Source organism: Limnohabitans sp. (assembly GCF_031539105.1).
Taxonomy (GTDB): Bacteria; Pseudomonadota; Gammaproteobacteria; order Burkholderiales; family Burkholderiaceae_C; genus Limnohabitans.
This window is the reverse complement of record NZ_JAVKLM010000031.1, coordinates 1-22,104: the sequence shown is the minus strand read 5'-3', so window position 1 is coordinate 22,104 and position 22,104 is coordinate 1. Positions and strand designations below refer to the sequence as shown.

Here is a 22,104-nt window from a genome sequence, read left to right as displayed (position 1 = left end):
TTTATTTGAAGATGACGGTCTTGTGACCGTTCAGCAGCACGCGGTGTTCGCTGTGCCACTTGACGGCGCGGGCCAGCACTTGGCTTTCGGTGTCGCGGCCTTGGGCGGTGAAGTCTTCCACGGTTTTGCTGTGGTCCACGCGGGCCACGTCTTGTTCAATGATGGGGCCTTCGTCCAAGTCTGCTGTCACGTAGTGGGCGGTTGCGCCAATCAGCTTCACGCCACGGTCATGCGCTTGGTAGTAAGGCTTGGCGCCCTTGAAGCTGGGTAAGAAGCTGTGGTGAATGTTGATGGCGCGGCCAGACAACTTTTTGCACAAATCGTCGCTCAAGATTTGCATGTAACGGGCCAACACCACCAGCTCGGCGCCTTCCGTCTGAATCACTTCATACGCTTTGGCTTCGGCTTGCGCCTTCGTAGCGGCAGTCACGGGAATGTGGTGGAACGGTACGTTGTAGCTGGCGGCCAGTTGATAAAACTCGCGGTGGTTGCTGACGATGGCGCGAATGTCCAAAGGCAGCAGGCCGCTTTTGACGCGGAACAACAAGTCGTTCAAGCAGTGGCCTTCTTTGCTGACCATCAACACCGTGCGCATAGGCTGCGTGGTGTCGTGGAGCGACCACTTCATGTCAAAGCTCGTGGCTAAGGTGGCGAGCTGTTCGCGTAAAGCATCTTGCTGGACGGCATTGCACGCAAATTGCACGCGCATGAAGAACAGCCCCGTGTCGGGGTCGTTGTATTGGGCGGCTTCTTCGATGTTGCCTTGGCGCTCTAGCAAAAAGCCAGACACGGCGTGCACGATGCCCTGGCGGTCGGGGCAAGACAAATTCAGGATGTATGCAGTCATAAGCGCAATTGTAGGTTTGCCCAAGCGTCGCCGCTGCGACATAGGGCTGCAGGCAAAATTCATGCATGTTTGCTTTGCGTCCTGCGTTTCGTTTTTCACTTCGTGTTGCCTTGACCTTGGCGCTTGCCTTGATGGCGGCGTTGTTGTGCTTGAGGTGGCAAACCCCGCTGCCATGGATGATTGGCCCTTTGTTGGCCACGGCCTTTGCCTCGATGCTGGGGGTCTCTACGCTGAGCTGGAACCCCTTGAGAGATGCCGGTCAATGGGTGATTGGCGCTGCGCTTGGCCTTTACTTCACGCCTCAAGTGGTCGGCATCATCAGTGGGTTGTGGTGGGCCATTGTGTTGGCGGTGCTTTGGGCACTGGCGCTAGGCTATGGCTTTGGACGTTGGTTGCACCATGTGCACGCGCAACGCATGCCAGGCTTAGACCGAGCGACCACCTTTTTTTCGGGCGCGATTGGGGGGGCGCCTGAGATGACGCTGCTAGCCGAGCGTGAAATGGCACGTACCGATTTGGTGGCATCGGCTCACAGTTTGCGCGTGTTGGTTGTGACGGTCACGGTGCCTTTTGCCATGCAGTTCAGTGGCTGGCATGGCTTAGACACCGTGCCACCCTTGGTGCGTGATGTCAGCTTTTTTGGATTGCTTGTGTTGGCCTTGTTCACGGGGCTGGGTGCACTGGCCATGCAAATGCTCAAACGTGCCAACCCTTGGTTCATGGGGGCATTGTTGGTGTCGATGGGGCTGACCATGAACGAGGTGTCGCTTTCGGGCATTCCGCCTTGGCTGTCGAATACTGCACAGCTGTTCATTGGGGTGAGCTTAGGCGTGCGCTTCACAGCGGCTTTTGTGCAGACCGCACCCCGCTGGCTGGCCAGTGTGGCCATCGGCACGCTGGCCATGATTGGGTTATGTGCCTGTTTCGGTGGCCTGCTCGGTTGGGCCACCAACACGCCGTTGGCCACGATGATTTTGGGCGTCGCACCTGGGGGGATTGCCGAAATGGCCATCACGGCCAAGGTGCTGCAACTGGGCGTTGCCGTGGTCACGGCGTTTCAGGTGTGTCGCTTGGTGACCGTGTTGGTCTTGGTCGAGCCACTGTACAAGTGGCTTTACCTGCGTGACGTGCAGCGCTAAGTCTGGCCTGACAAGCGGTGATTGGGCTCAGTGCACCACGACCGGGTTTTGGGCCAACTCGGCGTAGCCGGCCAAGGTGTCTTCCACCTCTTCTTGGCTGGGAGCGTTTTCTTGCCACGCGCGCAAATGGGCTTGGAACTGCTCGGCCCATGAGCCTTCGAGGTAAATTTCTTTGCCCGAGCGCTTGTCTACGATCTCAAAGCCGTGGCGTGCCAAGGCGGGCACGTCAGGGCGGACAGGCACCGACGCGTCATCCACCTGCAAGTGCATGACCGAATACGTGTCGGAGTTGTAGAGCATGTCCATGGGGATCTTTCGGCGAAAAACGAATTGCATCTAAGCATATCGGATTCAAAAGCCCAAATTCAAGGGCTGGGCTTTTCAGCCTTGTTTAAAAGTTGGTCCACAAAGTCGCCGTTTGCGTTGGTGATGCGCAAACGCACAGGCAAGTAGCCCAATGTGGGGGCAAACCAAAGTTCAATGTGCTGGTCAAACTCGCGGCGTGGCTTGCGGTTGAGCTTGATGGCGTTGATCTCACCAAAAGGCAGTTGCAGCAATTCTTCTTTTTCTACCAAAAAATGCCACACCTCGGCCTCGCGCTGCGACACCGTTTGGAAAGACAGCATCGTGCCCAGCGGAAACCGCGCAGGGTCACCTGCCAATAAGCTGCCAATTTGAATCACCACGCTCAAGCGATCTTGCGCACCTTTGAGCAGGGGTGCATCGGGCGAGTTGGCGCTGAAACTGATGATGCCTTTGTCGCGTTGAAAGTGCGCTGCCAGCTCACTCCGGCTTTTGTCGCCAAAGCGGGTGGGCATCAGGCCATCGGGGCCTAGCGTGCCTTTGCTCGTTTGCGTGCGTGAGCCCAAGAGAAACGCACTCACGGTTAATCGTGACTCGTAAGTTTGGCCGTCTTGTTGCCACGCCAATTCGGCACTGGCCCAATAGTTCAGGCCTTTGGCTTGGCCTAGCACTTGGTATTTCAGCAGCGCCGATTCGGGCGCTTTGAAGGCGGTGGCTTGGGTGAGACCATCGCTGCCTGTGCGATTGTGTGGGGGTAAATCCAAACCAGATGCGCTGTGCTGTGGCAGGCTGACGGGGGCTGCGAGGTCGCTGCCAAAGTCGTCGAAGTTCAAGGGCTTGGTCTGGGTCTTGGTGCGAGCGCTGGTATCGGTGCTTGCCTCAGCGCTGTCTGCTGGCGCTGTCTTGGTGATCGCGGTCTGAGCAGGCTTTGGCACTTGTGGGGCTCGTGGTGCGGCGACCTCGATTTGACGGGTCACCATGGCACGTGGGTGCAGCGGTTCGCCGGGCTCAGGCGTGAGCCACATGGGGCCACCTGCCAGCAGCCACAGGTGCAGCACCAGCACGCCAGCCACCAACAGCACCGCATGCTTGCGCTTCAAATGTGGCGGGCTCACTGGGCCAGAGGGCAGGGCGCGGGCGTGCATGGCGGGGCAGCGTTCTTTCATAGAATCGTGGCATGAAATTAGCCACATACAAAGACGGAACACGTGACGGCCAACTGGTGGTTGTGTCGCGTGACCTGAGCACCGCGCATTATGCGACGGGCATCGCCACCCGCATGCAGCAAGCGCTGGACGACTGGGGCTTCATCGCCCCCCAATTGCAAGACGTGTATGAGACCCTCAACAACGGCAAAGCGCGTCACGCCTTTCCGTTCAACCCCGCCTTGTGCATGGCCCCGTTGCCGCGTGCCTACCAGCGCCTGACAGGCACCGCCTACGCCAGCCACGCCGCCTTGTTGGGCGACGCTGATGGTGAACTGGCGGTGCACCAAGCCGCCAGCGATGCCTTGCTGGGCGCGCACGACCCTGTGTTGTGTGCCAACGAAAACTTGGGCGCAGACTTCTCGGCCGAAATCGCGGTCATCACGGGCGACGTGCCCATGGGTGCATCGGCCGACGACGCGCTAGAGAGCATCCGCTTGGTCATGCTGTCCAACGCTATCACGCTGCGTCACGTCACACACAGCGTGCAAAGCCACCCCACTGCGTCATTCAGTCCTGTGGCGGTGACGCTGGACGAGCTGGGCGACGCGTGGGACAACGGCTGCGTGCACCTCACCGTGCAAGTGGCATGGAACGGCCGCAAGGTGGGCATGTGCGACGCAGGCACAGACATGACGCATCACTTCGGCCAACTCGTGGCCCACGCCAGCAAAACTCGCGCACTGCGTGCTGGCGCTGTGGTGAACAGCGGCACGGTCAGCAACGCGGGCTTCGAGAAAAACGGCACAAGCGAATGGCCCAAAGGCTACAGCTGCATCGCCGAAAAACGCGCCATGGAAACCGCGTTGGATGGCAAAGCCACCACTGAGTACATGAAGTTTTCAGACACTGTGCGCATCGAAGCCAAAGGCAAAGATGGGCAAAGCGTGTTTGGTGCAATTGAGCAAGAGCTGTCGCCGCTGAACCTTATTTGACGAGTGCTGGGTCTGCGCCCATGTTGTCAAACTTCTTGAAGTACTGACGGCCCATGGCCACCAGCTGTGCGTCGGTGGGGTGATCGCTGGACACGCTGTCCACCACGTTCACGTGGCCGTGGTGTTGTTTGCACCACTCACGAAACTCGTCGCGTGCCAAGCCTGGGCCAGTCACCAACACTTCGTGCGTGCCTTCTAGGGCTTTGGCAATGTCGGCATACAGATGCGCGACTTCGTTGGGCTTGCCTTGGTGCTTGTGGTGGCTGCGCGATTTAACGCGCTGGCTCTCCACGTGCTCACGGTCAAACATCAGCACGTGGGCTTCTTGGTGGTCCATCCAAACAACGGCGTGAAAAGTGGTCATGTGTTTCTTTCTTAGTGGTGGTTGTGTTCGGTTATTTCTTGGCAGCCAATACAGCGGGCGGCTTCGGGCGCAGCGTTCAGGCGTGCTTCGGGAATCGTGGCATCGCAGCTGACGCAGTGGCCGTAGGTGCCTGTACTCAAACGCGCCAAAGCTTCGTCAATCGCGGCCAGCTCAGCGGTTTCGTGTTCATTGATGGCGAACTCAAGGTCGCGTGCCGTGTTGACCTGCGCGTCTGAGTCTTCGTTGTGCGCGAAGTGCTCGGCAGCCACTGCTGCGCGGCTGGCTTTACCGCCGCGTTGCTGTGCAATTTGTGCAAGTAAGTCTGCGCGTTGGTGCTCAAGCTTTTGCTTGAAGGCGGTGGTGTGTTGTGCGTCCATCTGAACTCCTTATTGTTGGTTTCATGTTGCGCCTATCTGGCGTATAGAACCTTGACGGAGGTCAATAAAGCCGCGTATGACGCCCCTTAGCCGGACGCTTCGATTGGCTTTTCATATACGCCATAATTCTTGCCATGCAACAGTTTCGCAACGCCCTCAACATCACCCGCCTCGTGCTGGTGTGGTTTGCGTTGTCTGTGGGCGTAGCCATTGCCTCACCCGTGCTCAACCCCAAGGGCGTAGACATGGTGTGTACCGGCACTGGCGTGATGAAGCTGGTGGTGCAGGGTGACGATGACAGCGCCTCATCTGCCAAATCGATGGACTGCCCTTTGTGCATGTCGATCACCGCACCGCCGCCCGAGTTCAACACTTCGTTGACCCAACCCTCTCCTTTGGCCCATGCCGTGCAGCCCCTCGCTGCAGCGCATATTGCGGCCATCACGGCGCCCCCGCTGCCATCGCGTGGGCCGCCTTCACTTTTCCTCTGATCTTTAAAGCGGGTGCGTGGCCAAGTGCCGCCGCCTAGTGGTTTGGCTATGTGTTGCGCGTTTGCGCAACCCAAGCCAAAGAGGTTTCAGGAAAAGTTAAGTGCAAAAAAATTCATACATGTATTGCGGCCAAATGCTGGCCATCTCTTCAGCCCTAGCTCTAACAGGCGCTGCGTTGGCGCAGTCGGAAGACAGCAAAGGTTTTGACACCGTGGTGATCACTGCCCCGCCAAACTCTTTGACCCAGAACTCCATCGATAGCGCCAAAGAAAACGTCAAAACCATTCCTGGCGGTGCGTCCATCGTGGACTTGAACCACGTTCGTGAAGGTCGTCAGTCGACGTGGAGCGACAGTTTGGGTTTGGCCCCCGGCGTGTTCATTCAAGACCGATTCGGTTCTGAAGAGGCGCGCATTTCGATTCGCGGCTCGGCGCTCAGCCGCACGTATCACAGCTTTGGCATCAAGGTGATGCAAGACGGCGTGCCGATCAACTACGCCGATGGCTTCTTTGATATGCAAACCGTTGACCCCAATGCGTCACGTTATGTCGAGGTGTTGCGCGGCCCCAATGCCACCACCTATGGTGCAACCACCTTGGGTGGTGCGATCAACTTTTTCGCGCCCACGGGCTACAGCAACCCCGGCAACGTGGCGCGTGCCGAGATGGGTAGCTTTGGGTACAACAAAGTATTTGGCAGCACTGCTGGCATCGGTAAACCAGACGCGACGAGTGGCAATGTGTGGGACTACTACGTGGCCGGTTCACAAACCAAACAAGATGGCTTTCGTGACCATGCCGAAATGGAAAACCAAAAGATTTTGGGCAACTTTGGCGTCAAGGTGAGCAAAGACATGGAGTCACGTTTTTATGTGGCGGCTGTACGCAGTCGTTCGCAGCTGCCAGGCTACTTGACCAAGGCTGAGTTGGAAAGCAATCCATCGATGGCTGCGAGCAACGTCAGCACAGCAACTGCGCCAAGCACGGTTGCTGGCGTCTATTCCTATCGCGTCGACGCCAACCGTCGCCGCGACGTGGACACCCAGCGCGTCGCCAACAAAACAACAGTTCGCGATGGCAACACCATTTACGAGTTTGCCGCCTATGCGATGAACTACAGCCTGTGGCACCCCATCGACAGCATCGTTGAGCAGAATGCAAAGTCCATCGGCGGGCATCTCAAAGCAACACGCTTTTTAGATCAACATCAAATCAGCGTGGCGTATTTGCCAAGCGCTGGCTCAACCAAAGGTACGGCGAAAAACACCAACAACCAAGGTGTCGCAACAAGTGGACCCACGTCTGACTACAACCAGCAATCGAAGAACGACAGCTTCTTCATTGAAGATAAATACAAGTCTTCCGAGCGCACCACGTGGGTGGCGGCCTTGCAATATGACCGCGCCAATCGCAAGGTGACCGATGTGGGCGTCAGTGCGTCTGCCATTGCCAACAATTACGACTACACCTTCAGCCAATGGAGCCCGCGTGTTGGTGTGACGCATGACTTGACGCCTTCCAATCAAGTATTTGCCAGTCTGAGCCGAAACTTTGAAGCGCCTATGTTCGGCACGGCAGGCAACTCGACCACTGCTTTTAAGCCACAAAACGGAACAACGTTTGAGGTGGGTACGCGAGGCGAGGAAAGGTACGGGGAGCATCAATACGGATGGGATGCCACCTATTACCGAGCTAATTTGCAAAATGAATTCCTGACATCTTGCGCTAACGCTGCCTGCACAACATCCACCACGACCAACGTACCCAAGACATTGCACCAAGGGGTGGAGTGGGGCCTGAGCCATTTGTACGACAAGACGTGGGACACGCGCATTGCACTTTTGTACAGCGATTTCAAATTTGTGGATAACGCCGCGGTTGGCAACAACGCACTGCCAGGCTTGCCTCCCGTCATCGTGCGCGGAGAGGTGTTGTATCGCTTTGGCGCACACGTCGGCGGTAAGCCCAGCACCTATGTTGGTCCTAAGTTTGAGTGGGTCCCGACCCGAGCACCCATGGATTACGCCAACACGGTTTACAACGACAGCTACGCGTTGTTGGGGTTCAAGGCCGGACAAGCGATTGACAAAAAGTGGTCGTGGTTTTTGGATGCCCGCAATTTGACCGATAAAAAATATGCCGCAACAACAAACATCAGCGCCAACTACACCGCTGTGCCTGGCGATGGCCGTCGCTATTACCCCGGTGATGGCCGCTCTGTCTACTTTGGCATCGAAGCTAAGCTTGATTAACCCCACTAGGATTTAAACCCATGAAACATCTTCATCCGATCTTGGCTGCTTGTTTTGCTTTGTTGGCCGCTCAAACAGCCAATGCGCACATCGTTTTGACTGAGCCCCAAGCCATTGCCGGCAGCTACTACAAAGCCACTCTGCGCGTGGGCCATGGCTGTAGCGGTTCGTCCACCACAGGTCTGACCGTGCAAGTGCCCGCAGGTTTTCAAGGTGCCAAGCCTCAGCCCAAAACTGGCTGGGCTGTCACCACGCACAAAGCCCAACTCGCCATGCCCTACAACAGCCACGGCAAAACCGTGACCGACGATGTGGTTGAGCTGCGTTGGAAGGCATCCAGCAAAGAGGCCGCTTTGTCAGACGATCAGTTTGACGAGTTCGCTTTCATGGGCCGTTTGCCAGACCAAGCGGGCCCGCTGTGGGTCAAGGTGTTGCAGACCTGCGAGAGCGGTCAAAATGACTGGTCAGAAACGCCTGCCAGCGGCACATCCACCCGTGGCATGAAGTTGCCCGCCGCTTTGCTCGATGTGCAAGCCGCACCTAAGCACGACCATCACCATTAATCTCAAGGAGCTTTCATGTCGTTTTCTAAACACCTCATCACCGCCGCACTCACCACCGTGTGCGCTGTCAGCGCATTTGCCCAAAACGTGACCGTCACCGATGCATGGGCGCGTGCCACCGTGCAAGGCCAAAAGGCCACCGGCGCATTCATGAAGATCACCGCCAAAGACAACGCCAAGTTGGTAGGCGTCAGCAGCCCCGTGGCGGGCGTGGCCGAGATTCACGAAATGAAGGTTGAAAAAGACGTGATGAAAATGGCGGCCTTGCCCAATGGGCTTGACCTGCCCGCAGGCAAAGCGGTCGAGCTCAAGCCCGGTAGCTACCACGTCATGTTGATGGACTTGAAAGCGCCCTTGGCCAAAGACACCACCGTGCCGGTGACCCTGACGTTTCAAGACGCCAAAGGCGTCAAGTCCAACTTGGAGCTGAAGGTGCAAGTGGGCATGCAAGCACCCATGATGCAGCACCAAAAACAAATGGACCACAACCACGGCGATCACAAGCATTAAGCTGTCTGCGCTTTGTCAGCCAGCTGCTAGCGGGGGTTTGGTTTAATGTGACTTACACCTACAGGAGACAGACATGACCAACTCAGCCGGCTTTGATTTCACCAAGTTCGTTCCGGGCTTTGATTTTTTAAAGAACCTCACGCCCGGGGCTGGGTCGGCGTCATCCGCCGCGCCTGGTTGGGTGGCGCCTACGCTGGATCCTGAGGAGCTTGAGAAACGCATTCAAGAACTCAAAACAGTTCAGTTCTGGTTGGAGCAAAACACCAAAGCCGTGGGTGCCACGATTCAGGCCCTGGAGGTGCAGCGCATGACGCTCAACACCTTGAAAGGCATGAACATGAGCTTCAACGATTTGGCCGATTCGCTCAAAGTCAAACCGCAAGCGGCAGCACCTGCTGCAGCGGCGCAGCCCAAATATTCGTTCACGCAAGCAGCGCATGTTGAGCCCGAGCCAGAGGTGGAAGCCGAAGTGGGCCATGAGGCCGAACCCGAAGCGCCCAAGGCCAACAAGTCGCGCGGTAAAAAAGCTGCCGCACCCGCGGGTGGGGTAGACCCATCGCATTGGTGGGGTGCGTTGACTGACCAGTTCCAACACATCGCCACGCACGCCATGAATGACATGGCCCATCGTGCAGAAGCGCATGTCAAGGCGCATGCAAAACCCCATGCGACCCCGCCAAACCAAAAGCCTGCAGCTAAAAAAGCAGCGCCCCAAGGAGCAGCACGCAAACCTGTTGCAAGTAAATCACCTGCACGCAAAACAGCCACGCGCAAAACCGCTGCAAAATCTAAGCGATGAAACTTTTCCCCTACGGTCACGCCACCCATCCGCAATGGGAAATGGCCGCAGGCTTGGTGCTGGCGCAACTCCGCGCCCACATGGCATTGCCCGAATACGCCGATGCCCCGCACCTAGGGCTGCTCTACATCACTGACCACTACGCCACGCATGCGCAAGACATCTTGTCGCACCTGGGTGCCGAGCTGCCTGAGGTCACCGACTGGGCAGGCACCGTGGGCGTGGGCATTGCGGCCAACAATGTGGAGTATTTTGACGAACCCGCACTGAGTGTGATGCTGTGCGACATCGCGCCCGAACACTACCGCGTGTTCAGCGGTGTGGCCCCGTTGGCGCAAGCAGGCTCTGGCCCTGCGCGTGGCAGCAACTTTGTGCCGCACACGGCGCTGTTGCATGCCGATGCGCAAACACCCGATGTGCCTGAGCTAATTGCCGAGCTGGCTCAGCGCACGGCCAGCGGCTATGTGTTTGGCGGGCTTTCGGCCAGCCGAACAGACGTGGTGCAGTTTGCGCTCAGTGGCGACGGCAACATGGCGGGACAGGGCAAAGCCACGGGCGTGTTTCATGGCGGTCTGAGCGGCGTGGCGTTTGATGCGAATGTAGCCATGGTGTCGCGCGTCACGCAGGGCTGTTTGCCCATCGCCCAAACGCACACCATCACCAGCGCTGACAACAACGTGGTGCTCACCTTAGACCACGAACCTGCGCTGCACGTGTTGGAGCGCGATTTAAAAATCAACTTGACCGACAAGCAGCCTGCCATCGCCAAAGTGCGCGCCACTTTGGTGGGCTTATCGGCCGAGCACGATCCCTCGGTCAAACGCACGGGTGAATTTGATGAGGCGGTGTTGGTGCGCCACATCATTGGCATCGACCCCGCACGCGAAGCGTTGGCCGTGGCGCAACCGGTGGAAGTGGGCATGCGCCTCACGTTTTGCCAACGCAACGCAACGGCAGCGCGTGCCGACTTGACACGTATCTGCGCCGAAATTCGTGAGGCCTTGGAGCCCGAAGAAATGACGGCCGATTTGGCTGGCGCTTTGAGTGCCGACACCCACACCAACCCACATCCAGCTCGCCGAATGGCGGGTGCGATTTATGTGAGCTGTGCTGGGCGCGGCGGCCCACACTTTGGTGGCGAGAGCGCGGAGCTGCAAATCGTGCGTCGCGCTTTGGGCGATGTGCCGCTGGTGGGCTTTTTTGCGGGTGGCGAAATTGCTCACCAAGAACTGCATGGCTACACCGGCGTGTTGACGGTGTTCACCACTGAGTCATAAAACTTTCAACAATGAAAAAAGCCTGAGCCCCTTGCGGTGACTCAGGCCTTGCAGCGCTTTTCTCGTGCGACTTACTTCTCGGGGTTCAAGGCAACATCAAGTTGCTGCATGTCCAAGTCGCCCGTCCACTTGGCCACGACCAAAGTTGCCACGCCGTTGCCCACCAAGTTGGTCAAGGCGCGGGCTTCAGACATGAAGCGGTCAATGCCCAAGATGAGCGCCAAGCCCGCCACGGGCACGCCGCCCACCGCCGACAAGGTCGCAGCCAACACGATGAAACCACTGCCCGTGATACCTGCCGCACCTTTGGAGGTGAGCAACAACACGGCCAACAAAGTGAGCTGTTGCACCAAGGTCATTGGAGTGTCTGTGGCTTGCGCAATGAACACAGCTGCCATGGTGAGGTAGATGGAGGTACCGTCTAAGTTGAACGAATAGCCAGTCGGAATCACCAAGCCCACGACAGACTTGCGTGCACCGGCTTTTTCTAGTTTTTCCATCATGCGCGGCAAAACAGATTCCGAAGATGAGGTGCCCAACACGATGAGCAACTCTTCTTTGATGTACTTCACAAACTTCCAAATACTGAAGCCGTGCAATTTGCTGATGATGCCGAGCACCACAAACACAAAAATCAAACACGTCAAATAAAACGTGCCCATCAACTTGCCCAGCGAGAACAACGACGCCACGCCGTATTTGCCAATGGTGAAAGCCATCGCACCGAACGCGCCGACGGGTGCCACTTTCATGATGATGCCCACGATGTCAAACAACACGTGCGACATCTTTTCGATGAAGTCAAACACCATGGTGCCGCGGCCGCCAAACTTGTGCAGCGCAAAGCCGAACAGCACAGAGAACAACAACACTTGCAAAATCTCGCCTTTGGCAAACGCGTCCACCACCGACGATGGGATGACGTTCAGCAAGAAGTCGACTGTGCTTTGCATCTTGCCGGGTGCCGTGTAGGCGGCGATGCTCTTGGTGTCCAGGGTGGAAGCATCCACATTCATGCCCACGCCGGGCTGCACAAAGTTGACGATCACCAAGCCAATGATGAGGGCCAGTGTGCTGACCACTTCAAAGTAAAGCAGCGCCAAGCCGCCTGTCTTGCCAACCTTCTTCATGTCTTCCATGCCGGCGATACCAATCACCACGGTACAGAAGATGATGGGCGCGATGATCATCTTGATGAGCTTGATGAAGCCATCGCCCAAGGGCTTCATGTCAGTGCCGACTTGTGGGTAAAAGTGGCCGAGTAAAACGCCTACGACCACGGCGAACAGCACCTGGGCGTAAAGCGATTTGTAAATTGGTTTTTTGATTTGAGTGATGGACATGTGACGTTTCAAGGTTTAACCATAGGAATTTAACTGTCCATTGCCTCACTTCCCATGTGGGTTACCACATGGCTGCAGGGCGTCAAACGCCCCGCGCGCGGTCTGCTTTGAACTTGGCGCGGAACGCACCGAACTGACCTGCTTCTAAAGACTCGCGCACTTCGCGCATGAGGTTGAGGTAGTAATGCAGGTTGTGCACGGTGGTCAGCATGGGGCCGAGCATTTCGCCGCAGCGGTCGAGGTGGTGCAAGTACGCACGGCTAAAGCCGCCGCTGGTGGTGCCGTCGGGGCGCGTGTGCCCCGCGCAGGTGTAGCAAGAACAAGTGCTGTCGAGCGGGCCGTGGTCTGCTTTGTGGCGGGCGTTGCGAATTTTCAAATCGCCAAAGCGAGTGAACAAAGTGCCGTTGCGTGCGTTGCGTGTGGGCATGACGCAGTCAAACATGTCCACGCCGTCGGCCACGCCTTGCACCAAGTCTTCGGGTGTGCCTACGCCCATGAGGTAGCGTGGTTTGTGTTCGGGCAAGCGGTGCGGCGTGTGCGCCATGATCTCTAGCATTTCGTCTTTGGGCTCACCCACGCTCACGCCGCCCACGGCATAGCCGGGGAAGTTCATCTCCACCAGCGCGTCCAGCGACTCTTGGCGCAAGTTCGTGAACATGCCACCTTGCACGATGCCAAACAAAGCGTTGGGGTTTTCTAAACGCGCAAATTCGTCTTTGCTGCGCACGGCCCAACGGCGGCTCATTTCCATCGACTTGCGGGCTTCTGCCTCGGTGGTGAGGTGGCCTTTTGTCTCATATGGCGTGCACTCATCCAGCTGCATGACGATGTCGCTGTTGAGCGTGGTTTGAATTTGCATGCTCACCTCGGGCGACATGAACAGCTTGTCGCCGTTGACAGGCGATGCAAACGTCACACCTTCTTCGGTGATCTTGCGCATGGCGCCGAGTGACCACACTTGAAAACCGCCACTGTCGGTGAGGATGGGTTTGTTCCAACGTTCAAAGTCGTGCAGGCCGCCAAAGCTTTGCATCACATCGAGGCCGGGGCGCATCCACAGGTGGAAGGTGTTGCCCAAAATAATTTGCGCACCCATTTCTTCAAGGCTGCGCGGCATCACGCCTTTGACGGTGCCGTAGGTGCCCACAGGCATGAAGATGGGGGTTTGCACCACGCCGTGGTTGAGCGTGAGCGTGCCGCGGCGGGCGTGGCTGCCTGCGTAGCTGCCGTCGGCGGCAGGGGTGTCTTTTTTGAGAACGTCAAACTTCAACATGGTCGGTCTTTCTTTGTAGCAGCATGGCGTCGCCGTAGCTGAAGAATCGGTATTGGTTGGCAATGGCGTGGCGGTACAGCGCGTGCATATGGTCGAAACCTGCAAACGCGCTGACCAACATGAGCAAGGTGCTCTTGGGCAAATGAAAGTTGGTGATCAGCACATCCACCACTTGGTACTCAAAGCCTGGCGTGATGAAGATTTGCGTGTCGCCACTTGTCAGCCCACTTTGCGCCCAGCTCTCCAGCGTGCGCACGCTGGTCGTGCCCACCGCCACCACGCGGCCCCCGCGTGCGCGGCAGTCGGCAATGGCTTGCACGGTTTCTGGCGGGATGTTGTACCACTCGCTGTGCATGCGGTGCTCGGCCAAGTTCTCGGTCTTCACCGGCTGAAACGTGCCCGCACCCACATGCAGCGTGACGCTGGCGCGTGACACGCCTTGAGCTTCTAGCCCTTCCAGCACGCCTTCGTCAAAGTGCAGCGCGGCAGTGGGCGCAGCGGCAGCGCCCGGGTGCTTGGCAAACACGGTCTGGTAACGGCGCTCGTCCTCGGCTTTGTCTTCAGCTGTTTCGTGTTGCGCATCAGCCGTGTTTTGGTGGCGCTCAATGTAGGGCGGCAGCGGCATGTGGCCGTGCCGCTGCATGAGCGTGTGTGGTTCGTCGCTGAACTTGAAGCGAAACAGTTGGCCGTCTTCGTTAGGCCAGCGGCCCAATAGCGTGGCTGTGAACCCGCCTTTATTTTGGCCGCCGTTCATCAACAGCTCAGTCCCCACAGGCGGCTTTTTGCTCACCTTCATGTGGGCCACGACTTCGTGGTTCGTCAGCACGCGTTCGACCAATAGCTCCAGCTTGCCGCCGGTAGGCTTCTCGCCAAACAAACGGGCTTTCACCACTTGGGTGTCGTTGAACACCAGCAAGTCGCCGGCTTTCAGCAGCGAGGGCAGGTCTTTGAAGGTGCGATTGGCAAACTCAGCGTGGCGGCCGTCCAGCAAGCGCGAGGCGCTGCGTTCAGAGGCGGGGTGCTGGGCTATCAGGGACTCAGGCAGTTCGAAATCGAAATCGCTGAGCGTGTAAGTGTGTGACATGCGCTTGAGGGCTGGACAGGCCCGTTCCAAGAAAAAACAGCCGTGATTTTCGCACGGCTCTGGTTGAGTGCGCATTGGAGACGCGGGCACAATCAGGCGCAATGCCAGCCAAGCCCAAGCCACCCGTGAAGTCTGAAGCCAAAACGGACAACAAACCCCTCTCCGCACCGCAGAAAGCGTTGCGCAAGCTTGGGCTGGATCGTGACATTGATTTGGCCTTGCACCTGCCCCTGCGTTACGAAGACGAAACGCGCATCGTGCGCCTGAGCGACACGCGCGAGGGCGATATGGCGCAAATCGAGGCCATGGTGGTCTCGTGCGAGATTGCCTACAAACCGCGCCGCCAATTGCTGGTGGTGGTGGACGATGGCTCTGACACATGCACGCTGCGCTTTTTCAGCTTTTACCCGTCTCAACAAAAGGCCTTAGCTGTGGGTGCCCGTTTGCGTTTGCGCGGCGAGGTGAAGGGCGGGTTCATGGGCCGCACCATGATGCATCCCAGTTTTCACATGGCGGGTGGCGAGCTGCCCAATGCGTTGACGCCCGTCTACCCCACGTCAGCGGGTTTGCCGCAGGTGTATTTGCGCAAGGCGGTGCACAGCGGGCTGGTGCATGCGGCGCGACATGGTGCTTTTGTTGAGACGATTCCACCTGAACACATGCCGCGTTCCGCCATGAGCGCTGGCGCAAAGGCTTGGAGCCTTGAGCAGTCGCTGCACTTTTTGCATCACCCCGCCGCCGATGTGTCGCTGGCTCAGCTGGAAGACCGCACGCACCCCGCGTGGCAACGGTTGAAAGCCGAAGAGCTGCTGGCGCAGCAGCTGTCGCAGCTGCAGTCCAAACGTGCGCGTGACGAGTTGCGCGCGCCGGCCTTGGTGTTGACCAAAGGTGGTTTGCACGAGCAGTTGTTGGGCGTGCTGCCGTTTGGTTTGACCGGTGCGCAGCGTCGCGTGGGCGAAGAAATTGCACAAGACCTGATGCGCCAAGTGCCCATGCACCGATTGCTGCAAGGTGATGTGGGCTCGGGTAAAACCGTGGTGGCGGCACTGGCCGCTGCGGTGGCGATGGATGGCGGTTGGCAATGTGCGCTGATGGCGCCCACTGAAATTTTGGCCGAGCAACACTTTCGCAAACTCATTGGCTGGTTAGAACCCTTGCTCACGCCGCTGGGCAAACGGGTAGCTTGGCTCACGGGCAGTCAAAAGAAAAAAGAACGCACCGAAATGTTGGGCCTCATTGCCAGCGGTGAAGCTGCCTTGGTGGTGGGCACACACGCGGTGATTCAAGAGCAGGTGGTCTTTAAAAATTTAGCCTTGGCCATCATCGATGAGCAGCACCGCTTTGGCGTGGCGCAACGCTTGGCCCTGCGCGAGAAGATGCTCACGCATGACGGTATGCCCGAACAAGAGCCACACATGCTCATGATGAGCGCCACGCCCATCCCCCGCACCTTGGCCATGAGTTATTACGCTGACCTCGATGTGTCGACGCTCGATGAACTGCCGCCAGGCCGCACGCCCGTGGTGACCAAGCTGGTGTCTGAATCCCGCCGTGATGAGTTGGTTGAGCGCATTCGTCACCAGCTCGACGAAGGCCGTCAGGTGTATTGGGTGTGCCCGCTGATTGAAGAAAGCGAAGCGCTGGATTTGACCAACGCCACTGAAACGCACGCCTTGTTGATGGATGCGCTCAACTATCCCGGCACAAAACCTGTATTGGTGGGGTTGCTGCATTCGCGCATGCCGCCCGCCGACAAAAAGGCGGTGATGGCCCAGTTTGAAAGCGGCATCATGGGCGTGTTGGTCAGCACCACCGTCATTGAAGTGGGTGTGGATGTGCCCAACGCGTCGTTGATGGTGATTGAGCATGCCGAGCGTTTTGGCTTAAGCCAGTTGCATCAGCTGCGTGGTCGTGTGGGGCGCGGCGCGGCGGCATCTGCGTGTGTGCTGATGTACGCCACAGGCGAGAGTGGGCGTGTGAGCGAAACAGCGCGTGAGCGATTGCGCGCGATGGTGGAAACCTCGGATGGGTTTGAGATCGCACGCCGAGATTTAGAAATTCGCGGCCCTGGTGAATTTCTGGGTGCCCGCCAATCGGGTGCTGCACTGTTGCGCTTCGCCGACTTGGCTGAAGATGGTGAACTGCTGCAATGGGCACGTGAATTGGCCCCGCTGATGCTGGACATGCACCCCGAATTGGCCGAGCGGCATGTGAGCCGTTGGTTGGGTGGAAAATCGGATTTCTTGAAGGCCTAACTTTAAAAACGCACATGACCCTCACCGAACTCAAATACATCGTGGCCGTTGCCCGTGAAAAACATTTTGGCCGCGCGGCCGAGGCCTGTTTTGTGTCGCAGCCCACGCTGTCTGTGGCCATCAAAAAACTCGAGGAAGAGTTGGATGTGAAGCTGTTCGAGCGCAGCGCCAACGAAGTGGCGGTGACGTCCTTGGGTGAAGAAATTATTCGTCAAGCGCAAAGCGTGTTGGAGCAAGCGGCCAATATCAAAGAAATTGCCAAGCGCGGCAAAGACCCTTTGGCGGGTCCGCTGAAGCTGGGTGTGATCTACACGATTGGCCCGTATTTATTGCCGAGTTTGGTGCGCCAAGCCATTTCTAAAACGCCGCAAATGCCGTTGATGCTGCAAGAAAACTTCACGGTCAAGTTGCTGGAAATGTTACGTACGGGTGAGATTGACTGCGCCATCTTGGCCGAACCTTTCCCAGACACAGGATTAGCCACTGCGCCGCTGTACGACGAGCCTTTCATGGCCGCTGTGCCAAGCAACCATCGTTTGGCCACCTTGAAGCAAGTGAGCGCGGATGAGCTGAAAAACGAAACCATGTTGTTGCTGGGTAATGGCCATTGTTTTCGTGACCACGTGCTGGAGGTGTGCCCCGAGTTCGCGCGTTTCTCTAGCAACGCAGAGGGCATTCAAAAAAGCTTTGAAGGCTCGTCGCTCGAGACCATCAAACACATGGTGGCCGCAGGCATGGGTGTGACGCTGGTGCCGCGTTTGAGCGTACCCAAAGAGGCGCTCAGCACGCAGGCCAAGCGTAAGAAGAGCGAAGAAACCTATGTGCGCTACTTGCCCATCACCGATGACAAGGGCGGCTTGCCGCCCACGCGCCGTGTGGTGCTGGCGTGGCGTCGCAGCTTCACGCGCTACGAGGCAATTGCGGCTTTACGCAACGCCATTTACGGCTGCGAACTGCCAGGCGTGAGCCGTTTGTCTTGATGGGGGTGTGATGCGAGAACGCTTGACTTTGTATCTAGATTTAATCCGTTGGAATCGTCCTGCGGGTTGGCTGTTGTTGTTGTGGCCATCTCTGTCTGCGTTGTGGGTGGCAGCCGGTGGTTGGCCGGGTTGGCATTTGCTGGCGGTATTTGTGTTGGGCACCATCCTCATGCGCAGCGCAGGCTGCTGCATCAACGATGTGGCTGACCGAGAGTTTGACCGTCACGTCAAACGCACGGCTGAGCGGCCTGTCACTTCCGGCGCTGTGTCTGTGCGCGAAGCGCTTTTCTTGGGTGCCGTGCTGGCGCTGGCCGCGTTTGGTTTTGTGCTCACCACCAACCCTGCCACCATCGTGTGGTCGTTTGCAGGCTTGGCCATGACCTTGATCTATCCCTACGCCAAACGCCATGTGTCGATGCCGCAAGCGGTGTTAGGCGTGGCATTTAGCTTTGGCATTCCCTTGGCGTTTGTGGCCGTGGGAAGCGCAAGCCTTGCGTGGCAAGACATCACCTTGCAAACCTTGAACGATGCCGTACCCATGCAAGCTTGGGGCTTGATGCTGTTCAACTTGTTTTGGGTGTTGGCGTATGACACCGAGTACGCGATGGTCGACCGTGATGACGACCTTCGAATTGGCATGAAGACCTCGGCCATCACCTTGGGCCGCCATGATGTGTCAGCGATCATGGCGTTTTATGCTGTGTATTTGTGCGGCTGGTACGGCTTGTTAGAGCAAGAGAAGCTGGGGTGGCACTGGGCCTTCGCTTTGTGCTTGGCAGGGCTGCAAGCGGTGTGGCACTTTTTGCTCATTCTGGATCGGTCGCGGGACGGTTGCTTTTTGGCATTTCGCATGAACCATTGGCTGGGTGCAACTGTGTTTTCGGGCCTCGTTGTGGGATACGCCTTGCGCTGATGTTGTTCGCCAAATACCCATGAAAAAAGCGCTTGGGCGAAGGCCTCAAGCGCGTTTTGTTTGGAAGCTTTAAGTGGTTGGCTTAGTGGGCTTTGGACTTTTTGGATTTCTTCTTTTTCAATTTCTTTTTCTTAGCCTTTTTGGCTTTGTGGTCTGCTTTTGCGGGTGCCGCTTTGTCTGTGTTTGAGCCATTGGGTGCTGCTTGCTCAGGTTGCGCCACAGGCGCTGTTGGCATGGCGGGCGCTTGCGCCACAGAAGTCAATGGCAAACCCAGTGCGGCTGCTGACAAAAGAGAAAGAAGAAGTTTGTTCATGGATTCAAAGGTATTAAAAAACAACAGACGCATTGTCTCATTACTTGTGGGGGATTACGCCCCAAACTCATCACCCAGCTCATGCGCACGCTGTTGCGCCGCTTGCAATGCCGCTTGAAAGAGCTCGCCCACATGCGCGTTTTGCATAGAAGTAAGGGCTGCATACGTGGTGCCGCCCTTAGAGGTGACGCGTTCGCGTAAGACAGAGGGCGGCTCGGTGGCTGTCTTGGCCAGCTGCGATGCGCCTTCAAACGTGCCAATGGCCAGTTGTGTGGCTTGTTCGGCCGTGAGGCCCATCCTGACGCCAGCTTCGACCATGGCTTCTATAAAGAAGAAAACATAGGCGGGGCCTGAGCCGGACAGTGCAGTGACCGCATCAAGCAACGGCTCATCGTTCACCCACAGCAAAGCACCCGTGGTGGCAACCACTTGCTCGATCCAAGCTTTGTCGTTGGTCGTTACTGCGGTGCGAGCAAACAAACCGGTTTGTCCCAGGCCTACGAGCGCAGGGGTGTTGGGCATCGCGCGCACCACACGCTCGGTATCCAGCCACTTGGCAATGCTGTCGCTGCGAATGCCAGCCGCCACGCTCAAGTGCAAGGCGTTGGCGCAGAAAGCAAGGGTTTGTTGGGCGGCTTCTTTGAAGGTTTGAGGTTTGACAGCCCAGACAATAAGCCCAGCTTCTTTAAGGCTGGCGTCGGCTGATGGCAAGACGCGTACGCCAAATTGGCTTTGCAGGCGCTGGCGAGCCTCCTCAAAAGGCTCAACCACCAAGATGCGGTTGGTGGGCGTGCCTTGTCTGATAAGGCCGCCAATGATGGCGCTCGCCATATTGCCCCCGCCAATGAATGCAAGGGTTTGGTGGGTGTTGGAGGGTGTAGACATGCAGGAATTGTCGGTGAATCCAAAAAGAATCTGAAAAAAAGTTTGACGCAGCCTAAAAAGTTATGGCATAATTTGCGGCTCCGCTAAAAAAGCGGGGTTTATCTGCCCCAAGTTGAAGCGTTGCGAGTGGTTCGCGATGTGGATGACGGGCCCAAGACTGATCGGTTCAGTGCATGACGTAAGTTGTGTGGTGACTGATGCAAGTTGGGAATATTGAAATGATCCAAACTGAAACACGGTTAGATGTCGCTGACAACACCGGTGCGAAGTCCGTTTTGTGCATTAAGGTGCTCGGCGGTTCTAAGCGTCGCTATGCAAGCGTGGGCGACATCATCAAGGTGAGCATTAAAGAAGCCGCTCCGCGTGGCCGCGTCAAAAAAGGCGAGGTGTATAGCGCTGTTGTGGTCCGTACTGCCAAGGGCATCCGCCGCGGCGACGGTTCGCTCGTTAAATTCGATGGCAACGCAGCTGTGTTGCTCAATGCAAAGTTGGAGCCTATCGGCACCCGTATCTTCGGCCCAGTGACGCGCGAGTTGCGCACTGAGAAGTTCATGAAGATCGTGTCTTTGGCTCCTGAAGTTCTGTAAGGACTAACAATGAACAAGATTCGCAAAGGCGACCAAGTCATCGTCCTTACTGGGCGTGACAAAGGCAAGCGTGGCGTTGTGTCGCTGCGTAAAGACGACAGCCACTTGCTGGTCGATGGCATTAACTTGGTGAAAAAACACACCAAGCCAAACCCAATGGCTGGCACGCAAGGCGGCATCGTTGACAAAACAATGCCCATCCATCAGTCCAACGTGGCTATCTTCAATGCTGCTACCGGCAAGGCTGATCGTGTTGGCATCAAAGTCCTGGCAGACGGCAGCAAAGTGCGTGTCTTCAAGTCCAGCGGCGAAGAAATCAAGGCGGCATAAATATGGCACGACTCCAACAACACTACCGTGAAAAAGTGGCTGCTGAGCTGACTGAAAAGTTTGGCTACAAGTCACCCATGCAAGTTCCACGTTTGACCAAAATCACGTTGAACATGGGCGTGAGCGAAGCTGTGGCTGACAAAAAAGTCATGGACAACGCTGTCAGTGACTTGACCAAAATTGCTGGCCAAAAACCAGTGGTAACCAAGGCTAAGAAAGCTATCGCGGGTTTCAAAATCCGTGAAGGTCAGCCTATCGGTTGTATGGTCACTTTGCGTGGCGTTCAGATGTATGAATTCCTAGATCGTTTCGTGACCGTGGCTTTGCCTCGCGTTCGTGACTTCCGTGGTATTTCTGTCCGTGCCTTTGATGGCCGTGGCAACTACAACATCGGCGTGAAAGAGCAGATCATTTTCCCTGAGATTGAGTACGACAAAGTCGACGCGCTGCGCGGCCTCAACATCAGCATCACCACGACGGCTAAGACCGACGAAGAGTGCAAAGCATTGCTCGCTGGTTTCCGTTTCCCATTCAAGACAGAGGTGGCACGTGGCTAAACAAGCATTGATCGAGCGCGAGCTCAAGCGTGACCGTTTGGTTGCAAAGTACGCTGCTAAGCACGCAGAGTTGAAGGCTATCGCCAACGACTTCAAGCGTAGCGATGAAGAGCGCGCAATTGCCCGTTTGGGTTTGCAAAAGTTGCCTCGTAACGCGAACCCCACGCGCCAGCGCAACCGTTGTGCAATCACCGGACGTCCACGTGGCACATTCCGCCAATTCGGCCTTGGCCGCGCCAAGATTCGTGAATTAGCCTTCCAAGGCAACATTCCCGGCATCACCAAAGCCAGCTGGTAATAGGCAGGGAGATTCAATATGAGCATGAGTGATCCAATCGCCGACTTGCTGACTCGCATCCGCAACGCGCAAATGGTGGCTAAACCCACTGTGATGGTGCCTTCTTCCAAAGTGAAGATCGCCATTGCGCAAGTGCTGAAAGACGAAGGCTACATCGACGGTTTTCAAATTAAACAAGACGCTGGCAAGACTGAGCTTGAGATTACTCTCAAGTACTACGCAGGT

26 protein-coding genes are annotated in these 22,104 nt (G+C 57.0%); 16 read left to right on the top strand and 10 right to left on the bottom strand.

The genetic code is table 11. From position 1 onward, the window contains the following. Nucleotide 1 precedes the first annotated feature (1 nt). Complete coding sequence (gene purU / locus RMR24_RS08320; RefSeq protein WP_310614615.1) at nucleotides 2–847, bottom strand: formyltetrahydrofolate deformylase; 846 nt, start codon at nucleotides 845–847, stop codon at nucleotides 2–4. Nucleotides 848–912: 65 nt separating this feature from the next. Here purU and RMR24_RS08315 point away from each other — a divergent pair, with 65 nt between their 5' ends. Continuing rightward, on the top strand, nucleotides 913–1,986 hold the full coding sequence (locus tag RMR24_RS08315) for an AbrB family transcriptional regulator (protein ID WP_310614614.1): 1,074 nt from the start codon (nucleotides 913–915) through the stop codon (nucleotides 1,984–1,986). 27 nt (nucleotides 1,987–2,013) lie between these two features. On the opposite strand, the gene RMR24_RS08310 is transcribed toward RMR24_RS08315, so the two are convergent. Together RMR24_RS08310 and RMR24_RS08305 are read right to left on the bottom strand one after the other, a co-directional pair. After that, on the bottom strand, nucleotides 2,014–2,292 hold the full coding sequence (locus RMR24_RS08310; protein ID WP_310614622.1) for a DUF3567 domain-containing protein: 279 nt from the start codon (nucleotides 2,290–2,292) through the stop codon (nucleotides 2,014–2,016). A 59-nt stretch (nucleotides 2,293–2,351) separates the two neighbouring features. Then, on the bottom strand, nucleotides 2,352–3,455 hold the full coding sequence (locus RMR24_RS08305) for a DUF3108 domain-containing protein (RefSeq protein WP_310614613.1): 1,104 nt from the start codon (nucleotides 3,453–3,455) through the stop codon (nucleotides 2,352–2,354). A gap of 11 nt (nucleotides 3,456–3,466) precedes the next feature. Here RMR24_RS08305 and RMR24_RS08300 point away from each other — a divergent pair, with 11 nt between their 5' ends. After that, nucleotides 3,467–4,429 (top strand): fumarylacetoacetate hydrolase family protein, encoded by a 963-nt coding sequence (locus RMR24_RS08300; protein WP_310614612.1) that lies wholly within the window; start codon nucleotides 3,467–3,469, stop codon nucleotides 4,427–4,429. On the opposite strand, the gene RMR24_RS08295 is transcribed toward RMR24_RS08300, so the two are convergent. Both RMR24_RS08295 and RMR24_RS08290 read right to left on the bottom strand, forming a co-directional pair. Further along, nucleotides 4,422–4,793, bottom strand: a complete 372-nt coding sequence (locus tag RMR24_RS08295) for a hypothetical protein (protein ID WP_310614611.1) — start codon at nucleotides 4,791–4,793, stop codon at nucleotides 4,422–4,424. The two genes, RMR24_RS08300 and RMR24_RS08295, sit on opposite strands and share 8 nt — an antisense overlap. A gap of 11 nt (nucleotides 4,794–4,804) precedes the next feature. Continuing rightward, nucleotides 4,805–5,170 (bottom strand): TraR/DksA family transcriptional regulator, encoded by a 366-nt coding sequence (locus RMR24_RS08290; RefSeq protein WP_310614610.1) that lies wholly within the window; start codon nucleotides 5,168–5,170, stop codon nucleotides 4,805–4,807. A gap of 134 nt (nucleotides 5,171–5,304) precedes the next feature. Here RMR24_RS08290 and RMR24_RS08285 point away from each other — a divergent pair, with 134 nt between their 5' ends. The 6 genes from RMR24_RS08285 (at nucleotide 5,305) to RMR24_RS08260 (ending at nucleotide 11,061) form a co-directional block, all read left to right on the top strand. Then, nucleotides 5,305–5,661 carry a DUF2946 family protein gene (locus RMR24_RS08285; RefSeq protein WP_310614609.1) on the top strand — a complete coding sequence of 119 codons (357 nt, stop codon included), beginning with the start codon at nucleotides 5,305–5,307 and terminating at the stop codon, nucleotides 5,659–5,661. 100 nt (nucleotides 5,662–5,761) lie between these two features. Continuing rightward, nucleotides 5,762–7,912 carry a TonB-dependent receptor domain-containing protein gene (locus RMR24_RS08280; RefSeq protein WP_310614608.1) on the top strand — a complete coding sequence of 717 codons (2,151 nt, stop codon included), beginning with the start codon at nucleotides 5,762–5,764 and terminating at the stop codon, nucleotides 7,910–7,912. A 20-nt stretch (nucleotides 7,913–7,932) separates the two neighbouring features. After that, the gene (locus RMR24_RS08275) at nucleotides 7,933–8,475 is read left to right on the top strand and encodes a YcnI family protein (protein ID WP_310614607.1); all 543 of its coding nucleotides are present in this window, start codon (nucleotides 7,933–7,935) and stop codon (nucleotides 8,473–8,475) included. Between the two features lie 15 nt (nucleotides 8,476–8,490). Continuing rightward, entirely contained in the window at nucleotides 8,491–8,985 is a 495-nt protein-coding gene (locus RMR24_RS08270; protein WP_310614606.1) for a copper chaperone PCu(A)C, read from the top strand. 73 nt (nucleotides 8,986–9,058) lie between these two features. Further along, nucleotides 9,059–9,784, top strand: a complete 726-nt coding sequence (locus RMR24_RS08265; RefSeq protein ID WP_310614605.1) for a PhaM family polyhydroxyalkanoate granule multifunctional regulatory protein — start codon at nucleotides 9,059–9,061, stop codon at nucleotides 9,782–9,784. Continuing rightward, nucleotides 9,781–11,061, top strand: coding sequence for an FIST N-terminal domain-containing protein (locus tag RMR24_RS08260; protein WP_310614604.1), 1,281 nt, complete (start codon nucleotides 9,781–9,783; stop codon nucleotides 11,059–11,061). Before RMR24_RS08265 ends, RMR24_RS08260 begins: the two co-directional genes overlap by 4 nt. Nucleotides 11,062–11,132: 71 nt before the next feature. Here RMR24_RS08260 and RMR24_RS08255 read toward each other — a convergent pair whose 3' ends face one another. From RMR24_RS08255 to queA, 3 genes are all read right to left on the bottom strand, one after another. Then, on the bottom strand, nucleotides 11,133–12,404 hold the full coding sequence (locus tag RMR24_RS08255; protein WP_310614603.1) for a dicarboxylate/amino acid:cation symporter: 1,272 nt from the start codon (nucleotides 12,402–12,404) through the stop codon (nucleotides 11,133–11,135). Nucleotides 12,405–12,486: 82 nt separating this feature from the next. Continuing rightward, nucleotides 12,487–13,677 (bottom strand): tRNA guanosine(34) transglycosylase Tgt, encoded by a 1,191-nt coding sequence (tgt, locus tag RMR24_RS08250; RefSeq protein WP_310614602.1) that lies wholly within the window; start codon nucleotides 13,675–13,677, stop codon nucleotides 12,487–12,489. Then, nucleotides 13,664–14,761, bottom strand: coding sequence for a tRNA preQ1(34) S-adenosylmethionine ribosyltransferase-isomerase QueA (queA, locus tag RMR24_RS08245; protein WP_310614601.1), 1,098 nt, complete (start codon nucleotides 14,759–14,761; stop codon nucleotides 13,664–13,666). Before queA ends, tgt begins: the two co-directional genes overlap by 14 nt. Nucleotides 14,762–14,862: 101 nt before the next feature. Between queA and recG the strand changes: the two genes are divergently transcribed. The 3 genes from recG to RMR24_RS08230 are packed head-to-tail and all read left to right on the top strand — an operon-like array spanning nucleotide 14,863 to nucleotide 18,909. Next, on the top strand, nucleotides 14,863–17,016 hold the full coding sequence (gene recG / locus RMR24_RS08240) for an ATP-dependent DNA helicase RecG (RefSeq protein WP_310614600.1): 2,154 nt from the start codon (nucleotides 14,863–14,865) through the stop codon (nucleotides 17,014–17,016). 14 nt (nucleotides 17,017–17,030) lie between these two features. Then, nucleotides 17,031–17,996: a LysR substrate-binding domain-containing protein gene (locus RMR24_RS08235; protein ID WP_310614599.1), complete on the top strand. Its 966-nt coding sequence runs from the start codon at nucleotides 17,031–17,033 to the stop codon at nucleotides 17,994–17,996. 10 nt (nucleotides 17,997–18,006) lie between these two features. Then, nucleotides 18,007–18,909, top strand: a complete 903-nt coding sequence (locus RMR24_RS08230; RefSeq protein ID WP_310614598.1) for a 4-hydroxybenzoate octaprenyltransferase — start codon at nucleotides 18,007–18,009, stop codon at nucleotides 18,907–18,909. An 82-nt stretch (nucleotides 18,910–18,991) separates the two neighbouring features. Here RMR24_RS08230 and RMR24_RS08225 read toward each other — a convergent pair whose 3' ends face one another. Together RMR24_RS08225 and proC are read right to left on the bottom strand one after the other, a co-directional pair. Beyond that, nucleotides 18,992–19,222 carry a hypothetical protein gene (locus tag RMR24_RS08225; RefSeq protein ID WP_310614597.1) on the bottom strand — a complete coding sequence of 77 codons (231 nt, stop codon included), beginning with the start codon at nucleotides 19,220–19,222 and terminating at the stop codon, nucleotides 18,992–18,994. A gap of 54 nt (nucleotides 19,223–19,276) precedes the next feature. Further along, the gene (gene proC / locus RMR24_RS08220) at nucleotides 19,277–20,107 is read right to left on the bottom strand and encodes a pyrroline-5-carboxylate reductase (RefSeq protein WP_310614596.1); all 831 of its coding nucleotides are present in this window, start codon (nucleotides 20,105–20,107) and stop codon (nucleotides 19,277–19,279) included. Between the two features lie 218 nt (nucleotides 20,108–20,325). Here proC and rplN point away from each other — a divergent pair, with 218 nt between their 5' ends. From rplN to rpsH, 5 genes are all read left to right on the top strand, one after another. After that, a complete protein-coding gene (gene rplN, locus RMR24_RS08215; RefSeq protein ID WP_053172537.1) occupies nucleotides 20,326–20,694 on the top strand; it encodes a 50S ribosomal protein L14 in 369 nt (122 codons plus the stop codon). A gap of 9 nt (nucleotides 20,695–20,703) precedes the next feature. Next, nucleotides 20,704–21,024, top strand: coding sequence for a 50S ribosomal protein L24 (rplX, locus tag RMR24_RS08210; protein ID WP_310614595.1), 321 nt, complete (start codon nucleotides 20,704–20,706; stop codon nucleotides 21,022–21,024). Between the two features lie 2 nt (nucleotides 21,025–21,026). Beyond that, nucleotides 21,027–21,581, top strand: a complete 555-nt coding sequence (rplE, locus tag RMR24_RS08205; protein WP_281889720.1) for a 50S ribosomal protein L5 — start codon at nucleotides 21,027–21,029, stop codon at nucleotides 21,579–21,581. Continuing rightward, nucleotides 21,574–21,879 (top strand): 30S ribosomal protein S14, encoded by a 306-nt coding sequence (rpsN, locus tag RMR24_RS08200; protein WP_310614594.1) that lies wholly within the window; start codon nucleotides 21,574–21,576, stop codon nucleotides 21,877–21,879. The genes rplE and rpsN overlap by 8 nt, the downstream gene beginning before the upstream one ends. Nucleotides 21,880–21,897: 18 nt before the next feature. After that, the coding region (gene rpsH, locus RMR24_RS08195; protein WP_310614593.1) for a 30S ribosomal protein S8 at nucleotides 21,898–22,104 on the top strand (207 nt) is incomplete at its 3' end.